Raw genomic sequence first — 17,065 nt, 5'->3', positions numbered from 1 at the left:
TCGCCCCCCCCCCCCCCCACCCCCCCTCCCCCCCCCCCTCCCCCTTCCCGCCCCCCCCCCCCCCCCCCCCCCCCCCCCCCCCCCCCCCCCCCCCCCCCCCCCCCCCCCCCCCGGGCCCGTATCCGCCCACCCCCACGAGTGCCAGGAGACGCCCCATGCCCGTCAGCCCACGCCGCCGCGCGGCCCGCGCCGTAGCGGTCACCGCCGCCGCCCTCGTCACCGCGGTGGCCGTGGCCCCCGCCACCCCCGCCGACGCCGCCACCGCCCAGGAGGACCGGGGCGTCTTCCTCACCGTCTCGGACACCGCCCACACCTGGATCCGCGGCGTCCTGCTGCGCTGCCCCGACGGCCGCGACCACCATCCGCACCACGACGCCGCCTGCTCCGCGCTGACCTGGGCCCGCGGCGACCTCGACGCCCTGCGCGGCGCACCGCACGCCTGCACCAAGGAGTACGACCCGGTGACGGTCACCGCCGAGGGCGTCTGGCGGGGCACGCACCTCGACTGGGAGCGCACCTTCGCCAACGCCTGCACCATGGACGCCGCCACCGGGCCGCTCTTCCGCTTCTGAACGGCCGGCGCACCGCGCCTCACCGGTGGGTGGTCACCACCATCGCCGCCGTCACCAGCGCCACCACCACCCAGGTGAGCCAGACCCACGGATTGCCGCCCAGCGCCACGCTGTACGCGGTCACCACCACCAGCCCGCCGACGGTGAGCCCGGTCATCGTCCTCGTGGATCCGCTCATCGGCGTACCTCCTCACGCAGGCCGCGGCCGAAAGGCGGCGGGCCGCGGCCTGGGACCCATCGTCCCCGGCCGCGGCCCGCACCGCCATCCGTCCGCCGCGTCAGCGCCCGCGCGCGTGCAGCGACGCCAGATACGCGTTGTAGTCCGCCAGATCCTGATCGCCGTTGCGGTCCGCCGCCCGGTCCGCCCGCTGCGACTGCCGCGCCTCGGACCGGTACCACTGGTAGACCAGCGCGATCAGCACCACCACCGACGGGATCTCACTGAACGCCCAGGCGATGCCGCCGGCCGCCGACTGGTCGGACAGCGCGTCGATGCCCAGCGAGGCCGGCGGGTGCAGATAGGTGTCCACCATCGGCTCGGTGCCCATCATCAGCGCGATGCCGAAGAACGCGTGGAACGGCATGCCCGCGAACAGCTCCAGCATCCGCATCACGTAGCCGGGCCGGTGCGGCCCCGGGTCCACGCCCATGATCGGCCAGAAGAACGCCAGGCCCACCGCCAGGAAGTGCACCATCATCGCGATGTGCCCCACCCGCGAGCCCATCAGGAAGTCGAAGAGCGGCGAGAAGTAGAGCGCGTAGAGGCTCGCGATGAACAGCGGGATGGTGAACGCCGGGTGCGAGATGATCCGCACGTACCGGCTGTGCAGGAACGCCACCAACAGCTCCCGCGGCCCCTTGCGGCCCCGCCCGGCGGCCGGCAGGGCGCGCAGCGTCAGCGTCACCGGCGCCCCGAGCAGCAGCAGGATCGGCGACAGCATGGAGATCACCATGTGCTGCACCATGTGCACGCTGAACATGACCATGCCGTAGTCGTTGAGCTTGGTGCACATCACCAGCGCGACGGTCAGGACGCCGACGACCCAGGCGATCGTCCGCCCGACCGGCCAGGCGTCCCCGCGCCGCCGCAGCCGCGCCACCGCCCAGCCGTACAGCACCAGCGCCAGCAGACAACCCACGAGAAAGAACGGATCACCGCCGAACTCCATCCCCCGCCCCAGCGTGAACGGCGGCAGATCCATCGTCATGCCGTGCCCGCTGTGATCCATCCGCTCGCTCCTGGTTCGTACCGATACTCCGGCGACCAGACTAGAACCGCCCCCGGTGCCTGCCTCGGCCGGGGGCGGTTCACACGGCGCGCCTACCTGCGGGCGCGGCCGCCGCTCACAGCACGCACTCGGCCTCGGCGTAGCGGTCGCCGGGCACCGTCTTCAGCGTCTCGACGGCCTCGGCCAGCGGCACCAGGGTGATGTCCGTACCGCGCAGCGCCGTCATCATCCCGAACTCCCCGCGGTGCGCCGCCTCCACCGCGTGCCAGCCGAAGCGGGTCGCCAGCACCCGGTCGTACGCGGTCGGCGTCCCGCCGCGCTGCACATGGCCGAGGATCACCGGACGGGCCTCCTTGCCGAGCCGGTGCTCCAGCTCCCGGGCCAGCTGCCGCGCCACCCCGGCGAACCGCTCGTGCCCGTACATGTCGGTGTCGCCGACCTCGAACCGCATCGACCCCTCGCGCGGCTTCGCGCCCTCGGCCGCCACCACGATCGCGAACTTCTTGCCCGCCGCGAACCGCTCGCCGACCCGCTCCGCCAGCTCCTCGATGTCGAACGGCCGCTCCGGCACCACGATCGCGTGCGCGCCCGCGGCCATCCCCGAGTGCAGCGCGATCCAGCCGGTGTGCCGCCCCATCACCTCGACGATCAGCACCCGCTGATGCGACTCGGCGGTCGTCTTGAGCCGGTCCAGCGCCTCCGTCGCCACCCCCACCGCGGTGTCGAAGCCGAACGTCACATCGGTGACCGCGATGTCGTTGTCGATGGTCTTCGGTACGCCGACGATCGGCAGCCCGGCGTCCGACAGCAGCCGCGCCGCCTTCAGCGTGCCCTCGCCGCCGATCGGGATGATCGCGTCCAGACCCAGGTCGGCGACGTGCCCGCGGGCCCGCTCCACACCGTCGCGCAGGTGCGCCGGCTGCACCCGGGACGAGCCGAGAATGGTGCCGCCCAGCGCGAGGATGCCGCCGACGGCATCCAGATCGAGCTTGCGGTAATCGCACTCCAGCAGGCCCTTCCACCCGTCGTGGAAGCCGATGACCTCGTCGCCGTGGTCGGCCGTGGCCCGATGGACGACGGAGCGGATGACGGCGTTCAGACCGGGGCAGTCGCCGCCGGAGGTGAGTACACCAATACGCATGCCAGAAACCCTCTGCAACAGAAACCGGGGGCCCGGACCCCGTCGTCCGGTGGGATGGCGCTCACCCTACAAGCGCGGCGCCCGAACGCGCGCGTACGCCCGCAGTGCGGGACTGCGGGCGTACGGAAGGGGCGTGGCCGCGCGGGAGGTGCCCCGCGCGGTGGCCGTCAGGTGGTCGCGGTCGCGGCGGCGATCCGCTCCTGACGCAGCGCCTCGTACCACCGGTCGTCGGCCGGCGGCAGGGCGTTGACGTCCAGGGCCAGCTTCAGCAGCAGGTCCGCGATGTGCGGGTTACGCGCCATCACCGGGCCGTGCATGTAGGTGCCGAAGACGGTGTCCTGCCAGGCGCCCTCGAAGCCGTCGCCGACGCCGTTGCCGTTGCCGAAGCGGACCTTCGCGAACGGACGGGCCGTCGGCCCCAGGTGCGTGACGCCCTGGTGGTTCTCGAAGCCGGTCAGCGGCGGGAGGTTGAGCTGCGGGTCGATGTCGGCGAGGACGTCACCGACGCACCGCTCCGCCTCGCCGCGGGTGCTCACCACGTCGAGGAGGCCCAGGCCCTGCTGCTGCTTGTCCTGGTCGTTGATGAACTCGTGGCCGAGGATCTGGTACCCGGCGCAGACCGAGAAGACGATCGCGCCGTTGGAGACGGCGCGGTTCAGTCCGCCGTCGCGCAGCAGCCGCTCGGCCGCAAGGCGCTGCGGCCGGTCCTCACCGCCGCCGATCAGGTAGATGTCACCGGAGGTGGGGATCGGCTGGTCGGACCGTACGTCGAGGCGCTGCACGTCCAGGCCGCGCTGCCGGGCCCGGCGCTCCACGACCAGCGCGTTGCCCTGGTCGCCGTAGGTGCTCAGCAGGTCCGGGTAGACCCACACCAGCCGCAGGCTGTTGTCGCTCATTCTCGCTCGTCCTTGTCTTTCCATCGCCGTCAGTTGCCCACGCGCCGACGCAGGTCCTGGAAGGCCGTGTAGTTGGCGATGACCTCGATCCGCCCGGGCGGCGCCATCTGAACCGCCTGGTCGAGGCTGTCGCAGACCTCGAAGTCGAGCCCCGCGACCTCCAGGCGGACCGCGAGGTCCAGCTTCCGGTCACCCAGCACGAACAGCGGGTGCCCGGCGAGGCGGGTGTAGTCGACGTCCCACAGCCAGGAGGTGTCGGTGCCGTCCGCGCCGCGGGCGTTGACGGACATGATCACCGGGGTCGGCGGCGGGTCGATCAGCGAGAACGTCTCCAGCCAGCCGGCCGGGTTCTTCGCCAGCAGCAGCCGCAGCTCCCGCTCCATGAACGACACCACGTCGTAGCGGCCCGCGACCGCCTGCACGCTGTACATCCGCTCCAGCGCCACCTGCGGGGGCACGCCGAAGGCGGCGGCCACCGCGGCGGACGTCGTCGCGTTCGCCTTGTTGGCACGGCCGGGCAGCTGCAGCTTGATCGGCCAGGCGCTGCCGTGCGGGTCGAGGACGTAGTCGCCGGACAGGGCCCAGCTGGGCGTGGGGCGGCGGAAGCCGCACTCACCGCAGAACCAGTCGTCGTCGGGGCGCTGCATCACACCGCCGCACGACGGGCACGACCAGGCGTCGTCCTTCCACTCCTGGCCCGCCGCGACCCACACCACGTTCGCCGACGAGGACGCCGCCCACACGATGAGCGGGTCGTCGGCGTTGGCGATGATCAGCGCCTTGGAGCCGGAGAGGCCCTCGCGCCAGTGCTCGGCCAGCATGCGGGTCTCCGCGGCACGGTCGAGCTGGTCACGCGAGAGGTTCAGCAGCGCTATGGCCTTGGGCGTGACGTCCCGCGCCACCCCGGCGAGGTACTTCTCGTCGACCTCGATGACGCCGAACTTGGCGTCCGAGCCGCCCGCCAGCGCGGAGGTGATCCCCGCCGGCATGTTGGCGCCCAGCGCGTTCGAGACCACCGGGCCGCCGGCCCGCAGCGCCTCGGCGATCAGCCGGGTCGTCGTCGTCTTGCCGTTCGTCGCGGACACGAGCACGACATCCAGATGACGTGCCAGCCGGGCCAGCAGGTCGGGGTCGAGCTTGAGTGCCACCCGGCCGCCGATCACCGATCCGCTGCCGCGGCCTGCCGCGCGCGATACCGCCGCCGCGGCTCTGCCCGCCGTCACGGCCAGCTTGGCCCGCGGCGACAGCGGGTCCGTGTTGCCTGCCATCGTCCTTGATCCTCCTTGCATCCGGCGCCCGCCTGCCCTCCGGGCTGCCGGTGGAACGCCTCCTCCGGGGCCGAGGGCCCGTCCGGAGGCTGTCGGTCGGGGATCAGCCTATCGAGATCCGCGCCCGTGCCCGAACCCCGCCACCCCCGCGACGTCATCCGGCGCTCCGCGGGACCGTACGCTGGTCCCCATGCCGTCCCGCACCATTCCCGGCCGCACCGGGCAGCCGCGCCCCCTCCGACTGCTGGGCGATCCGGTCCTTTCGGCCCCCTGCCGGGAGGTCACGTCGTTCGACGGCGAGCTGTCCCGGCTGATCGAGGACATGTTCGCGACGATGTACGCGGCCGGGGGCGTGGGGCTCGCCGCCAATCAGATCGGCGTCCCGCTGCGGGTGTTCGTCTACGACTGCCCCGATGACGAGGACCGCCGCCACCTCGGCCACCTCGTCAATCCGCACCTGGCGGGGACGGACGGGCCGGTCGTCCGCGGACCCGAGGGCTGTCTCTCGCTGCCCGGCATCGAGGCGGGCACCCCGCGCCACGACGAGGCCGTGGTGGAGGGTGTCGACCGGACCGGTGCGCCGCTGCGCGTCGAGGGCACCGGTTTCTTCGCCCGCTGCCTCCAGCACGAGTGCGACCACCTGGAGGGCGGTCTCTACGTGGACCGGCTCACCGGTCTGCGGCGCCGCCGCGCGCTGCGGTCCGCGGCCCGCGCCCCGTGGGCGAAGGAGGCGGCGGCCGCCCGCTGACCCCGGGTGTGCCGGTTCCCGGAGCCCGCGGTTCAGAAGCCGGGGCCGTCCGGCCGGTCCTCGATCGCGGCGAGCTGGCCCCACAGCAGATCCGTCAGGTGGGTCACCAACTGCCGGCGGGAGCAGGGGCGTTCGCGCAGCCACCAGTCGCCGGCGGCGTGCATCATGCCGACGATGCCGTGCCCCCAGACGCGGGCCTTCTCCTCGCCGGCCGGGCCGAGGGCGAGGCGTTCGCTGATCACCTCCGCCAGCTCCTCGCCGAGGCGGCGCAGCAGCGGGGCGGAGTGCCGTCCGACGTCGAATCCGGACTCGGCGGGGGTCGCCTCGTCGGCCGGGTGCATCAGGAAGCGGTAGACCTGCGGCCGGGTCTCGATGGCGAGGAGATAGGTGTCGAGGGTGGCCTCGACCCGCTCGCGGCGCGGCACCGGGGAGGCCAGCGCCGCCCGCAGCCCGGCCAGCAGTCCGTCGGTGTGGCGCACCGCGAGGGCGCGGTAGAGGCCGCCCTTGTCGCCGAAGTGGCGGTAGAGGATCGGTTTGGTGATCCCGGCCTCGGCGGCGATGGCGTTCATCGACGCCTCCGGGCCGTCGCGCAGGACGATCCGCTCGGCCGCCTCCAGCAGCTCGCGCCGCCGGTCCGCGGTCGTCTGCCGCCTGCCGTCCCGCTCGGTGTTCTCCATCGTCCAGCTCCCCGCCCTTGTGAACCCGTGGTGCTCGCGCAACGTAACACCCGTGCCGCGCGGTGCCTGTCGTCAGCGGGGGAGTTGACACGCCTACTCGTGAGTAACAGACTCCTGTTACCGTAAGTAACGCCTGATGTGGCGCGTACCGCTGGAGGGGACATGGCCGAGTTCATCATGGAGCTGAACGACGAGCAGAAGGAGGTCCGGGACTGGATCCACGGCTTTGCCGCGGATGTCATGCGCCCCGCGGCCGCCGAGTGGGACGAGCGCGAGGAGACGCCCTGGCCGGTCATCCAGGAGGCCGCCAAGATCGGCATCTACTCGCTCGACTTCTACGCCCAGCAGTTCTTCGACCCCACCGGTCTCGGCATCCCTATGGCGATGGAGGAGCTGTTCTGGGGTGACGCGGGCATCGCCCTGTCGATCGTCGGCACCGGCCTCGCCGCCGTCGGCGTCCTCGCCAACGGCACCGAGGAGCAGATCGGCACCTGGATACCCCAGATGTACGGCACCCCCGACGACGTCAAGGTCGCCGCCTTCTGCTCCTCCGAGCCGGACGCCGGGTCCGATGTCGCCTCCATGCGCACCCGCGCCGTCTACGACGAGGCCAAGGACGAGTGGGTCCTCAACGGCACCAAGACCTGGGCGACCAACGGCGGCATCGCCAACGTCCATGTCGTCGTCGCGGTCGTCGACCCGGAGCTGGGCTCCAAGGGCCACGCCTCCTTCATCGTGCCGCCGGGCACCCCCGGCCTCTCCCAGGGGCAGAAGTTCCAGAAGCACGGCATCCGCGCCTCGCACACCGCCGAGGTCGTACTGGAGGACGTCCGCGTCCCCGGCAGCTGCCTGCTGGGCGGCAAGGAGAAGCTGGACGAGCGCCTCGCCCGCGCCCGGGAGCGCGCGAAGACCAGCGGTGAGCGCGTGAAGAACGCCGCGATGGCCACCTTCGAGGCGTCCCGCCCGGCCGTCGGCGCGATGGCCGTCGGGACCGCCCGCGCCGCGTACGAGGAGGCCCTGGAGTACGCGAAGACGCGTGAGCAGTTCGGCCGCCCGATCATCGACAACCAGGGCGTCGCCTTCCAGCTCGCCGACATGCGCACCTCGATCGACGCGGCGCGGCTGCTGGTGTGGCGGGCCTCCTGGATGGCGGTCAACGGCAAGCCGTTCACGGCGGCCGAGGGCTCGCAGTCGAAGCTGTTCGCCAGCGAGACCGCCAAGAAGGTCACCGCCCAGGCCATCCAGATCCTCGGCGGCAACGGCTTCACCCGGGAGTACCCGGTCGAGCGGATGCACCGCGACGCCGCGATCTACACGATCTTCGAGGGCACCAGCGAGATCCAGCGCCTGGTGATCGCCCGCACCCTCTCCGGGATGCCGATCCGCTGAACCCCTACGGGGCGCGCCGCCGCGGCCGCGCGCCCCGTACGGGATCCGACCGCCGGGCCTCCGCAAAGCGGGGGACCGGCGGTTTTCCGTGTGTCCGGGCGGCCTACGCCAGCGCCGCGGCCGTCGCCCGGGCGAACGCCTCCGGGGCGTCCAGCATCATGTTGTGCCCGCAGCCGGGCAGGCCCACCACCGCGACGCCCGCCGCGGTCAGCCCGTCCGTACCGGGGAAGGGTCCGTCGTCGGCCGGGTACAGGAACGTCCGGGGGAGCGGCAGATCGCACAGCACCTTCCGGACGGACGGCGTGGTCCCGCGGACCAGGTCGACGGCGCTGCGGTGCACCGCCTCCCGCCCGGCGAGCCGCATCGTGGCCCACCACTCGCTGCCCGCCGCGGCGGCGCTCTCCGCATCGCCGGTCCGGAATTCCTCGGCCGTCCGCGCCGCGATCCCGCGGCTGCCGCCCGCGCCCCGCTCCGGCTCCAACGCGTCGAGATTGGCGTCGACCAGCACCAGCCGCGACACCAGCCGCGGATGGCGCGCCGCGAGCAGCACCGCGACCGTGCCGCCCATGCTGTGCGCCACCACCTCCGCACCCGTCACCCCCGCCGCCTCCAGCGCCACCGCCACCGCGTCGGCGTGCGCCTCCATCGTGTACGGGAACGCCGCCGGCCGGTCGCTGCGGTACCGGCCGCCGGGGGCGGGGTCGCGGTGGGGGATTCGGGATCCTGAACTCCGTTATCAGGCAGGGGAGTTGGCGTATGCGCCGCACCCCCGGCCGGGTGCGGCTGCTCGCTCACCGTCACCGGATCTCTTGACGGGTCCGGCACCGCGCTCTACTTTCCTTCCGTAAAGCAAAACATGACTTTCACAATACGGAATTGAAGGAGTTCCGGTCTCCGGGCCGGACGACGCCCCTGACAGGCCGACGCAGGAGTACGCGATGCCTCGAATGACAGCCGCCCGCGCCGCGGTGGAGATCCTCAAGCGGGAGGGCATCTCCCACGCCTTCGGAGTCCCGGGCGCGGCGATCAACCCCTTCTACGCGGCGCTCAAGGCCGCCGGCGGGATCGACCACACGCTCGCCCGCCACGTCGAGGGCGCCTCCCACATGGCCGAGGGGTACACCCGCACCCACCCCGGCAACATCGGCGTCTGCATCGGCACCTCGGGCCCGGCCGGCACCGACATGATCACCGGCCTGTACTCCGCGACCGGCGACTCCATCCCGATCCTCTGCATCACCGGCCAGGCACCGGTCGCGGTGATGCAGAAGGAGGACTTCCAGGCCGTCGACATCGCCGCCATCGCCGGACCCGTCACCAAGGCCGCGACCACCGTCACCGAGGCCGCGCAGGTCCCCGGCGTCTTCCAGCAGGCGTTCCACCTGATGCGCTCCGGACGCCCCGGGCCCGTCCTCGTCGACCTGCCGATCGACGTCCAGCTCACCGAGATCGACTTCGACCCCGAGACGTACGAGCCGCTGCCCGCCTTCAAGCCCGCCGCCACCCGCGCCCAGATCGAGAAAGCCCTCGCCCTGCTCAACGAGGCCGAGCGCCCGCTGATCGTCGCCGGTGGCGGCATCATCAACGCCGACGCCTGCGCGCTGCTGGTCGAGTTCGCCGAGCTGACCGGCGTCCCGGTCGTCCCCACCCTGATGGGCTGGGGCATCCTTCCCGACGACCACGAGCTGAACGCCGGCATGGTGGGCCTGCAGACCTCCCACCGCTACGGCAACGCCACCCTCCTCGCCTCCGACTTCGTCCTCGGCATCGGCAACCGCTGGGCCAACCGCCACACCGGCAAGCTCGACGTCTACACCGAGGGCCGCACCTTCGTGCACGTCGACATCGAACCCACCCAGATCGGCAAGATCTTCGCCCCGGACTACGGCATCACCTCCGACGCGAAGGCGGCCCTTGAACTGTTCGTCCAGGTCGCCAGGGAGCAGCAGGCCGCGGGCGCGCTGCCGGACCGCGGCGAGTGGGCCGCCGCCACCCAGGAGCGCCGCGCCCGGCTCCAGCGGCGCACCCACTTCGACAACGTCCCGATCAAGCCGCAGCGCGTCTACCAGGAGATGAACAAGGCGTTCGGGCCGGACACCCGCTACGTCACCACCATCGGCCTCTCGCAGATCGCCGGCGCCCAGATGCTGCACGTCTACAAGCCGCGCCACTGGATCAACTGCGGCCAGGCCGGACCGCTCGGCTGGACCATCCCCGCCGCCCTGGGCGTGGCCACCGCCGACCCGGAGACCCCGGTGGTCGCGCTCTCCGGCGACTACGACTTCCAGTTCATGATCGAGGAGCTGGCGGTCGGCGCCCAGCACCGCATCCCGTACGTCCACGTCCTGGTGAACAACGCCTACCTGGGCCTGATCCGTCAGGCGCAGCGCAACTTCGACATCGACTTCCAGGTCAACCTGGAGTTCGCGAACATCAACACCCCCGAGCTGGGCGTCTACGGCGTCGACCACGTCAAGGTCGCCGAGGGGCTGGGCTGCAAGGCGATCCGGGTGACCGAGCCCGAGCAGCTGCTGCCCGCGTTCGAGGAGGCGAAGAAGCTCGCCGCCGAGCACCGCGTCCCGGTGGTCGTCGAGGCGATCCTGGAGCGGATCACCAACATCTCGATGGCCGGCGCGGAGATCGACAAGGTCAACGAGTGGGAGGAGCTGGCGACCGAGCCCGGCCACGCCCCCACGGCGATCAAGCCGCTGAAGGTCTGACCTGCGCGTTCGCCCCGGCGGAGACGGTTTCGGCGCAGGCCCCGGACGGGGTTCCCGGAAGGGCTCCCGCTCCGGGGCGGGCGCGTGACCGCCGTCACTGGGGCGGGGCGGAACACCGCTCTCCGGTTCGCTGTTCTCCTGAGTGCGGGTGCCGGAGGAACTGTGTCCCCGGGCCTAACCCTCCGCCTGTGGGGATGATCGTTCGGCTGAAGCCCCACAGTGCCTTTCGCCGAGGGGCGACCGCCTTCGGGCCCGCACCCCAGCCGCCCCGGCCGGCTCTCCCCCCCGTCCGGCCGGGGCTTCCCCCACGGACCGCCGGGGACGCCGCGGACCGGGTCGACATGCGAGGGCGCGGACCCCGTCGCAGGCTGGAGGCATGACCGAGCACCCGCCCGTCATCGTGCATCCGCCGTCGTCCTCCGGAGGGCGCCGCGTCACCGTGCACGGCCAGATCGTGGGTCTGGCCCACGGCCGCGGTGACGTCGCCGAGTTCCTGCGCCGGGCCGGCCTCTGCGAACCGGCCGAGGACATCCCGCTCGACGACCCCCGCCTCGTCGAATGGCGCGGCGGCGACCTGGACGACTGGCCGATCCCACCGGCCTGACCGGCCTCCGGGCGTCGGCGACGGCCGTGCGCCCCGAAGCCGTCCGGCGCCTGCCCAGGGGGGCGCCCCCACCGGAGCGCCGTGTCCGATTTCCGCCAGCGAGAGCCCCGGCAGTACCGCACAGTGGAGCGTGTACCGCCGAGAATCTCAGGAACGGACAGTCCCATGACCCACTACGCCACGTACGACAGCCCCCTGGGCGAACTCCTCCTCGTGGGCGAGGTGTCGGCGACGGCCGTCGGCGGCACCGCACTGACCGCCCTGTCCCTGCCCGGCCAGAAGGGCGGCGCCACCGTCCAGGACGGCTGGACCCACGACCCGGTGGCCTTCACCGAGGTCATCCGCCAGCTCCGCGCCTATTTCGCGGGTGAACTCACCGACTTCACCCTCGAAATCGCCACCCCGGGCACGGAGTTCCGCACCCGCGTCTGGAAGGCCCTCGAAGCCATCCCGTACGGCGCCACCACCAGCTACGGCAAGCTGACGGCCGAGATCGGCGCCGTCCCCGGAGCCGTCCGTGCCCTGGGCTCCGCCATCGGCGCCAACCCGGTGCTCATCGTCCGGCCCTGCCACCGCGTGATCGGCGCCGACGGCTCCCTCTCCGGCTACGCGGCCGGCCCCGCGTGCAAGGAGCAGCTGCTCCGCCTGGAGAACGCGCTGCCCCGCACCGCATGACCACCGGCGCGCCCCCGCCGCGGGGCGCGCCACGGCCCCCCGACCCGCCCCGCACCGGAGCCCCGCATGTCCACGACCGCCGTCCGCCACCCCGCCCGCGCCGGCCTCGCGGCCCGTGTCGCCGCCACGGACCCGCAGGCCCTCGCCGCGGAACTCGACACCCTGGGCTGCGCGATGACGCCACCGCTGCTCACGCCCGCGCACTGCCGCGACCTCATCGCCCTGTACGACCGGCCCGAACTCTTCCGCTCCACGGTGGACATGGCCCGCCACCGCTTCGGCTCCGGTCAGTACCGCTACTTCGCCGACCCGCTGCCCGGCCCGGTCCGTGAACTGCGCGCCGCGCTCTACCCGCTGCTGCTGCCCGTGGCCCGCGACTGGGCCGACCGGCTCGGCCGCCCCGCCCCCTGGCCCGACAGCCTCGACGCCTGGCTGGAGCGGTGCCACGCCGCAGGCCAGGACAGGTCCTCCCAGATCCTGCTGCGCTACGGCCCCGGCGACTGGAACGCCCTCCACCGCGACCTCTTCGGCGATCTGGTCTTCCCGCTCCAGGTCGTCATCGGCCTCGACGTCCCCGGCGACGACTACACCGGCGGCGAATTCCTCCTCGTCGAGCAGCGCCCGCGCGCCCAGTCCCGCGGCACGACGACCGTCCTGGAACAGGGCCGCGGCCTCGTCTTCACCACCCGCGACCGCCCGGTGCGCTCCGCCCGCGGCTGGTCGGCGGGGCAGATCCGCCACGGCGTCAGCACGGTCCGGTCCGGCCGCCGCCACTCCCTCGGGATCGTCTTCCACGAGGCGTGAAGTGCGGCGGCACCGGGCGTGAATGCGCGGTGCGCGCGTACCCGCGCGTGCGAGCATGAGCCCATGCGCCCACCACTGCCCTTCGGGGACGAGCTGCGGTCCGCGCTGGGCACACCCCGCCAGGCCCGCCGACTGGAGAGCAGCCCGCGCTCCCGGGTGTGGCGGGCCGAGCTGTCCGGCACCCCCGTGGTGGTCAAGCAGCTCGTCGACGCACCGGCGGCGGCCGAGAGGTACGCCCGTGAGGTGACGGCGCTGAAGCTCGCCTCCCGGGTCGACCCGCCCGTGGTGCCGAGGCTTCTGGGCACCGATCCGGCCGCACGTGTCCTGGTTCTGGAGTACGTGGACGCTCAGCCGCCTCGCGAGGACTGGGTGGTCGACCACGCCACGGCGCTGGCCCGCCTCCATGCGGCCACCGGTGCCGACGACACCGGCACACTCCCCGCCTGGTCCGGCCCGACCGAAGGCGACATCGACTCCTTCCTCGGACTCGCCCGGACGCTCGGCGTGGCGCTTCCGGCCGGTGTCCGCGCCGAGCTGGACGCCCTGGTGGACCGCCGGTCCGGCACGGAGGGCCACGCCCTGCTGCACGGCGATCCGTGCCCCGGCAACGACCTGCACACCCGCACCGGGGTCAGATTCATCGACTTCGAACAGGCCGCGCTGGGCGAGGGCCTGGTGGAACTCGCCTACCTCCGCGTCGGTTTCCCGACCTGCTGGTGCGTCACGGCCCCGCCCCCTTCCCTGCTGCACGCGGCGGAGTCCGCCTACCGCGCGACCTGGCGTGACGCCACGGGCACCGACGCCCCCTCCGACCTCACCGATGCCTGCGCCGCGTGGCTGCTACGGGGCGATGCCCTGGTCCCGCGCGCGGAACGCGGCACCGCCGACCACCTGGCCGCGATCCCGGACCGGGACTGGACCTGGGGTACGGCAACGGCCCGGCAGCGACTCGTCCACCGCCTCGGAACCGTCAGCCGGATGACCGCCGACGGCGGTGACGGCAGCGCCCTCAACGGCCTGGGGCGACTCGCCGCGGCCCTCCGGTCCGCCATGCTCGTCCGATGGCCCACGCTCCAACCGCTGCCCCGCCAACGGCCGTAAGAGCACCGGGCTGCTCGTGGCCGACCGGACTGCTCCGGACCGCTCCACGGCCCCGGCCGGATTCCGGCCGGTCCAACTTTCTCGATCCAACTCTCCAGATCCACCCAACCTTCCGCATGGGCGCCGACCTGGGGGTCTCGCCGCGGTTGGGTGAGGGGCCCTGGCCCTTTCCGCCGCCTCCCGAACGCTTCGGCTTCGCTCGCGCGCCAACCCGTTGTCAGTGGTGTGCTGTTGACTGGTATCCGTGGTCGGACCGACCGTGGTCGCCGCGGCCGGGACGGCGTCCGGCCGCCGGTGAGCCGGGTCCGCGTCCGGCCGCACCGTCGGCCGTCCGGCCGGATCAGCAGCGAAAACGGCACCGGGGGAGGGCCGATGACGGAGAGACACCTGATGGCGGGGAGGGGAGTGACCCAGATCACCCGCATCTCGTGGGGTGGACGAGGTCGCGCCGGAATACGGCCACGGCATACAACGTTCGGTATGCACGTACCTGGCCCGCCACGCGGCACACCGACACCCTGACCTCGCCCCACCGAAGCCACCGCCGCGCCAACACCCTTTCTTCGCACCCACGTTGACCGCTCCACGCGGCGACCACCCGCACCTCGACCCCGGTGTGCACAGCCGTTCCCGGGCCGTCCGGCCCGAGGCCCCGCCGTGCGCCGGACCTCGTGACGACACCGCCCTGCCCACCGGGCACGGCCGCGTACGAAACGACCGCTGCCCCGCGGCGCCACCGCCGCACCCGAGACCGCACCGCACCGTCCAGCCGCACAGACCGGATCCGTATCTCTATCCCTATCCGCTCCACTCTCCGCCCGGAGGCCGCAGGCATGACCCAGACGACGACGGAACAGCCACCCCGGAGCGCGCCGCCGACCGCCGCGCTCCCGGTCTCCGACCCCGCCAAGGAGCGGAGATCCGGCGGCATCGTCCCCGTCCTCGCCTTCTGCGGCATCGTCGTCGCCGTGATGCAGACGCTGCTCGTGCCGGTCATCAAGGACCTGCCGACGCTGCTGGGCACGGCGCCGAGCAACGCCACCTGGGTACTGACCGCCACCCTGCTCTCCGGCGCCGTCGCCACGCCCATCATGGGGCGCCTCGGCGACCTCTCCGGCAAGCGGAAGATGCTCCTCGCCAGCCTCGCCGTCATGGTCGTCGGCTCGCTGATCTGCGGCTTCACCGACAACCTGATCGTCATGATCGTCGGCCGGGCGCTCCAGGGCTTCGCCATGGGCGCGATACCGCTCGGCATCGGCATCATGCGCGACGAACTCCCCAAGGAACGCCTCGGTTCGGCGATGGCGCTGATGAGTTCGTCCATCGGCGTCGGCGGCGGCCTCGCCCTGCCCGTCGCCGCCCTCGTCGCCCAGCACGCCGACTGGCACGCCCTGTTCTTCCTCGCCGCCGGGCTCGGCGTCCTGTCGATGGCGCTGACCCTGCTCGTCGTACCGGAGACCGCCGTCCGGGCGCCAGGACGCTTCGACCTGCTCGGTGCCCTCGGCCTCTCCGCCGGACTGATCGCGCTGCTCCTGCCGATCACCAAGGGCAGCGACTGGGGCTGGGGTTCGCCCACCACCCTCGGACTGTTCGGCCTCGCCGTGCTCCTCCTGGTGCTGTGGGGCGTGCTGGAACTCCGCCTCGCCGACCCACTCGTCGACCTGCGCACCAGCGCCCGCCGCGAAGTCCTCCTCACCAACCTGGCGTCCATCACCGTCGGTGTCGCGTTCTACGCCATCTCCCTGGTGCTGCCCCAGGTGCTCCAGCTGCCGACGTCCACCGGCTACGGCCTCGGCCAGCCGATGGTGACCGCCGGGCTCTGCGTGGCGCCGCTCGGCCTGACGATGATGCTGGTCGCCCCGGTCTACGCCCGGCTCGCCGCCCGCCGCGGCCCGAAGGTGACCCTGCTCCTGGGCATGCTGATCATCGGCATCGGCTACGGCGCCGGAATCGGCCTGATGAACGCCCCCTGGCAGACCGTCATCATCGCGGTGGTCGTGGGCGCCGGCATCGGCCTGGCGTACTCCTCGCTGCCCGCCCTGATCATCGGCGCCGTCGACCCGTCCGAGACCGGCGCCGCCAACGGACTGAACACCCTGATGCGGTCGATCGGGACCTCCGTGTCCAGCGCCGTCATCGGCATGGTGCTGGCCCATATGTCCACCACCAGGGGGCCGGTCACCTACCCGACGATGGCCGGGTTCCGGACCTCCTTCGTGATCGCCACCGGCGCGGTGCTCCTCGGCGTCGTCTTCGCCGCATTCCTGCCCTCGCAGCGCCGCACCGCCCGCCCCACGCTCGTCGCCGGGAACACCGACGGGGCGCCGGAGACCATCGGTGCAGGCACCGCCGAGCCCGCTGACGCCCCGGTCGACAGGGTCGGCCGGGCCGGTGTACGGGGCGGCATCCGGAGCGCGGCCGGTGCGCCGGTGGCGGGGGCGAGCGTCACCCTCATCGACCGGCGGGGCCGCCAGGCCGGTGTCACCACCACCGATGCCGAGGGACGCTTCGCCCTCCCGGACCCGGGCGCGGGCAGCTATGTCCTCACCGGCACCGCCCCCGGCCACACTCCGCACGCCCTCGCGCTCACCTGCGGCGACGCCCCCGTGGACGTCCTGCTGACGCTGACCGGCGCCGCGCGGCTCACCGGCACGCTGTACGGCGGGGAGCAGGGCGCCGCGCTCGCCGGGGGCGAGGTCGTCGTCACCGATGCCGAGGGCACGGTGGCGGGCCGGGCGACCACCGGCGCCGACGGCCGCTGGGAGATCCGCGAACTGCCCTGCACCGTCTGCACGGTGACTGTCAGCGCCCCTGGGCACCGGACCGAGACCCGCACCGTCGATCTGGCGGATGCCTCCGGGGTCACCGGCTGCGAGGAGATACGGCTGCTGCCGGTGGCCTCGGTGCGCGGCACGGTCCGGGGCCCTGGCGGTGCGCCGCTCGCGGACGCCGCCGTGACGGTGCTGACGGACGGCACGGTCGCGGGCCACACCGTCACCGGCCCGGACGGCGCCTTCGCCTTCGACGGCCTGACCGGCAGCCACCTGACGCTCACCGCGTCCGGCTACCCGCCCCGCGCCACCCCGATATCCCTCACCGCGGGCAGTCACCGGACGCTCGACGTGGACCTCGTCCAGCCGTCGTCCGACGAGGCCGGCTGAGCCGGGGGCGCTTGAGTGCGGGGGACCGCCGCCCACCCGGGGCCGGGCATACACGGCCCGGCCCCGGGAGGGGGTGCCCG

Annotated in this window: 16 protein-coding genes; 9 read left to right on the top strand and 7 right to left on the bottom strand. The window is 73.0% G+C overall.

Annotated features, from left to right (window positions below; translation table 11 throughout):
• Nucleotides 1–155: 155 nt before the first annotated feature.
• Nucleotides 156–572: an SSI family serine proteinase inhibitor gene (locus tag ACZ4U4_RS28350; protein ID WP_467879963.1), complete on the top strand. Its 417-nt coding sequence runs from the start codon at nt 156–158 to the stop codon at nt 570–572.
• Nucleotides 573–591: 19 nt separating this feature from the next.
• On the opposite strand, the gene ACZ4U4_RS28345 is transcribed toward ACZ4U4_RS28350, so the two are convergent.
• The 5 genes from ACZ4U4_RS28345 to ACZ4U4_RS28325 all read right to left on the bottom strand — a co-directional run bounded on the left by ACZ4U4_RS28345 (nt 592) and on the right by ACZ4U4_RS28325 (nt 5,106).
• Nucleotides 592–750, bottom strand: a complete 159-nt coding sequence (locus tag ACZ4U4_RS28345; protein ID WP_467879961.1) for a hypothetical protein — start codon at nt 748–750, stop codon at nt 592–594.
• 100 nt (nt 751–850) lie between these two features.
• Complete coding sequence (locus ACZ4U4_RS28340) at nt 851–1,801, bottom strand: cytochrome c oxidase assembly protein (protein WP_467879958.1); 951 nt, start codon at nt 1,799–1,801, stop codon at nt 851–853.
• A gap of 115 nt (nt 1,802–1,916) precedes the next feature.
• Nucleotides 1,917–2,942, bottom strand: a complete 1,026-nt coding sequence (locus tag ACZ4U4_RS28335; protein WP_030281391.1) for a 6-phosphofructokinase — start codon at nt 2,940–2,942, stop codon at nt 1,917–1,919.
• A gap of 167 nt (nt 2,943–3,109) precedes the next feature.
• Complete coding sequence (locus tag ACZ4U4_RS28330; protein ID WP_399095523.1) at nt 3,110–3,838, bottom strand: type 1 glutamine amidotransferase; 729 nt, start codon at nt 3,836–3,838, stop codon at nt 3,110–3,112.
• 29 nt (nt 3,839–3,867) lie between these two features.
• Nucleotides 3,868–5,106, bottom strand: a complete 1,239-nt coding sequence (locus ACZ4U4_RS28325) for a DUF1727 domain-containing protein (RefSeq protein ID WP_467879953.1) — start codon at nt 5,104–5,106, stop codon at nt 3,868–3,870.
• A gap of 190 nt (nt 5,107–5,296) precedes the next feature.
• On the opposite strand from ACZ4U4_RS28325, the gene def reads away from it, so the two are divergent.
• Nucleotides 5,297–5,854, top strand: a complete 558-nt coding sequence (def, locus tag ACZ4U4_RS28320) for a peptide deformylase (RefSeq protein WP_467879951.1) — start codon at nt 5,297–5,299, stop codon at nt 5,852–5,854.
• A gap of 32 nt (nt 5,855–5,886) precedes the next feature.
• Here def and ACZ4U4_RS28315 read toward each other — a convergent pair whose 3' ends face one another.
• The gene (locus ACZ4U4_RS28315; RefSeq protein WP_467879948.1) at nt 5,887–6,531 is read right to left on the bottom strand and encodes a TetR/AcrR family transcriptional regulator; all 645 of its coding nucleotides are present in this window, start codon (nt 6,529–6,531) and stop codon (nt 5,887–5,889) included.
• Nucleotides 6,532–6,693: 162 nt separating this feature from the next.
• On the opposite strand from ACZ4U4_RS28315, the gene ACZ4U4_RS28310 reads away from it, so the two are divergent.
• On the top strand, nt 6,694–7,920 hold the full coding sequence (locus tag ACZ4U4_RS28310; RefSeq protein ID WP_467879946.1) for an acyl-CoA dehydrogenase family protein: 1,227 nt from the start codon (nt 6,694–6,696) through the stop codon (nt 7,918–7,920).
• A gap of 103 nt (nt 7,921–8,023) precedes the next feature.
• On the opposite strand, the gene ACZ4U4_RS28305 is transcribed toward ACZ4U4_RS28310, so the two are convergent.
• Nucleotides 8,024–8,635: an alpha/beta fold hydrolase gene (locus ACZ4U4_RS28305; RefSeq protein WP_467880052.1), complete on the bottom strand. Its 612-nt coding sequence runs from the start codon at nt 8,633–8,635 to the stop codon at nt 8,024–8,026.
• 223 nt (nt 8,636–8,858) lie between these two features.
• Between ACZ4U4_RS28305 and gcl the strand changes: the two genes are divergently transcribed.
• The 6 genes from gcl to ACZ4U4_RS28275 all read left to right on the top strand — a co-directional run bounded on the left by gcl (nt 8,859) and on the right by ACZ4U4_RS28275 (nt 16,985).
• Nucleotides 8,859–10,640: a glyoxylate carboligase gene (gcl, locus tag ACZ4U4_RS28300; protein ID WP_467879943.1), complete on the top strand. Its 1,782-nt coding sequence runs from the start codon at nt 8,859–8,861 to the stop codon at nt 10,638–10,640.
• Nucleotides 10,641–11,016: 376 nt separating this feature from the next.
• A complete protein-coding gene (locus ACZ4U4_RS28295) occupies nt 11,017–11,244 on the top strand; it encodes a hypothetical protein (protein ID WP_467879940.1) in 228 nt (75 codons plus the stop codon).
• Nucleotides 11,245–11,409: 165 nt separating this feature from the next.
• Entirely contained in the window at nt 11,410–11,919 is a 510-nt protein-coding gene (locus ACZ4U4_RS28290; protein WP_467879938.1) for a methylated-DNA--[protein]-cysteine S-methyltransferase, read from the top strand.
• Between the two features lie 66 nt (nt 11,920–11,985).
• Nucleotides 11,986–12,723, top strand: coding sequence for a 2OG-Fe(II) oxygenase (locus ACZ4U4_RS28285; protein ID WP_467879935.1), 738 nt, complete (start codon nt 11,986–11,988; stop codon nt 12,721–12,723).
• A 63-nt stretch (nt 12,724–12,786) separates the two neighbouring features.
• Nucleotides 12,787–13,824 carry an aminoglycoside phosphotransferase family protein gene (locus tag ACZ4U4_RS28280; RefSeq protein ID WP_467879933.1) on the top strand — a complete coding sequence of 346 codons (1,038 nt, stop codon included), beginning with the start codon at nt 12,787–12,789 and terminating at the stop codon, nt 13,822–13,824.
• A gap of 833 nt (nt 13,825–14,657) precedes the next feature.
• On the top strand, nt 14,658–16,985 hold the full coding sequence (locus ACZ4U4_RS28275; protein WP_467879930.1) for an MFS transporter: 2,328 nt from the start codon (nt 14,658–14,660) through the stop codon (nt 16,983–16,985).
• Nucleotides 16,986–17,065 lie beyond the last annotated feature (80 nt).

Source organism: Streptomyces sp. NPDC029159 (assembly GCF_055564055.1).
Note: the sequence above shows the minus strand (reverse complement) of the source record. Positions and strands in the feature narration are given on the sequence as shown.

What these genes read in the sequence shown, in the direction of transcription:
- ACZ4U4_RS28350 (WP_467879963.1), top strand. Translation starts at nt 156, where the DNA reads ATGCCCGTCAGCCCACGCCGCCGCGCGGCCCGCGCCGTAGCGGTCACC.
- ACZ4U4_RS28345 (WP_467879961.1), bottom strand. Translation starts at nt 750, where the DNA reads ATGAGCGGATCCACGAGGACGATGACCGGGCTCACCGTCGGCGGGCTG.
- ACZ4U4_RS28340 (WP_467879958.1), bottom strand. Translation starts at nt 1,801, where the DNA reads ATGGATCACAGCGGGCACGGCATGACGATGGATCTGCCGCCGTTCACG.
- ACZ4U4_RS28335 (WP_030281391.1), bottom strand. Translation starts at nt 2,942, where the DNA reads ATGCGTATTGGTGTACTCACCTCCGGCGGCGACTGCCCCGGTCTGAAC.
- ACZ4U4_RS28330 (WP_399095523.1), bottom strand. Translation starts at nt 3,838, where the DNA reads ATGAGCGACAACAGCCTGCGGCTGGTGTGGGTCTACCCGGACCTGCTG.
- ACZ4U4_RS28325 (WP_467879953.1), bottom strand. Translation starts at nt 5,106, where the DNA reads ATGGCAGGCAACACGGACCCGCTGTCGCCGCGGGCCAAGCTGGCCGTG.
- def (WP_467879951.1), top strand. Translation starts at nt 5,297, where the DNA reads ATGCCGTCCCGCACCATTCCCGGCCGCACCGGGCAGCCGCGCCCCCTC.
- ACZ4U4_RS28315 (WP_467879948.1), bottom strand. Translation starts at nt 6,531, where the DNA reads ATGGAGAACACCGAGCGGGACGGCAGGCGGCAGACGACCGCGGACCGG.
- ACZ4U4_RS28310 (WP_467879946.1), top strand. Translation starts at nt 6,694, where the DNA reads ATGGCCGAGTTCATCATGGAGCTGAACGACGAGCAGAAGGAGGTCCGG.
- gcl (WP_467879943.1), top strand. Translation starts at nt 8,859, where the DNA reads ATGCCTCGAATGACAGCCGCCCGCGCCGCGGTGGAGATCCTCAAGCGG.
- ACZ4U4_RS28295 (WP_467879940.1), top strand. Translation starts at nt 11,017, where the DNA reads ATGACCGAGCACCCGCCCGTCATCGTGCATCCGCCGTCGTCCTCCGGA.
- ACZ4U4_RS28290 (WP_467879938.1), top strand. Translation starts at nt 11,410, where the DNA reads ATGACCCACTACGCCACGTACGACAGCCCCCTGGGCGAACTCCTCCTC.
- ACZ4U4_RS28285 (WP_467879935.1), top strand. Translation starts at nt 11,986, where the DNA reads ATGTCCACGACCGCCGTCCGCCACCCCGCCCGCGCCGGCCTCGCGGCC.
- ACZ4U4_RS28280 (WP_467879933.1), top strand. Translation starts at nt 12,787, where the DNA reads ATGCGCCCACCACTGCCCTTCGGGGACGAGCTGCGGTCCGCGCTGGGC.
- ACZ4U4_RS28275 (WP_467879930.1), top strand. Translation starts at nt 14,658, where the DNA reads ATGACCCAGACGACGACGGAACAGCCACCCCGGAGCGCGCCGCCGACC.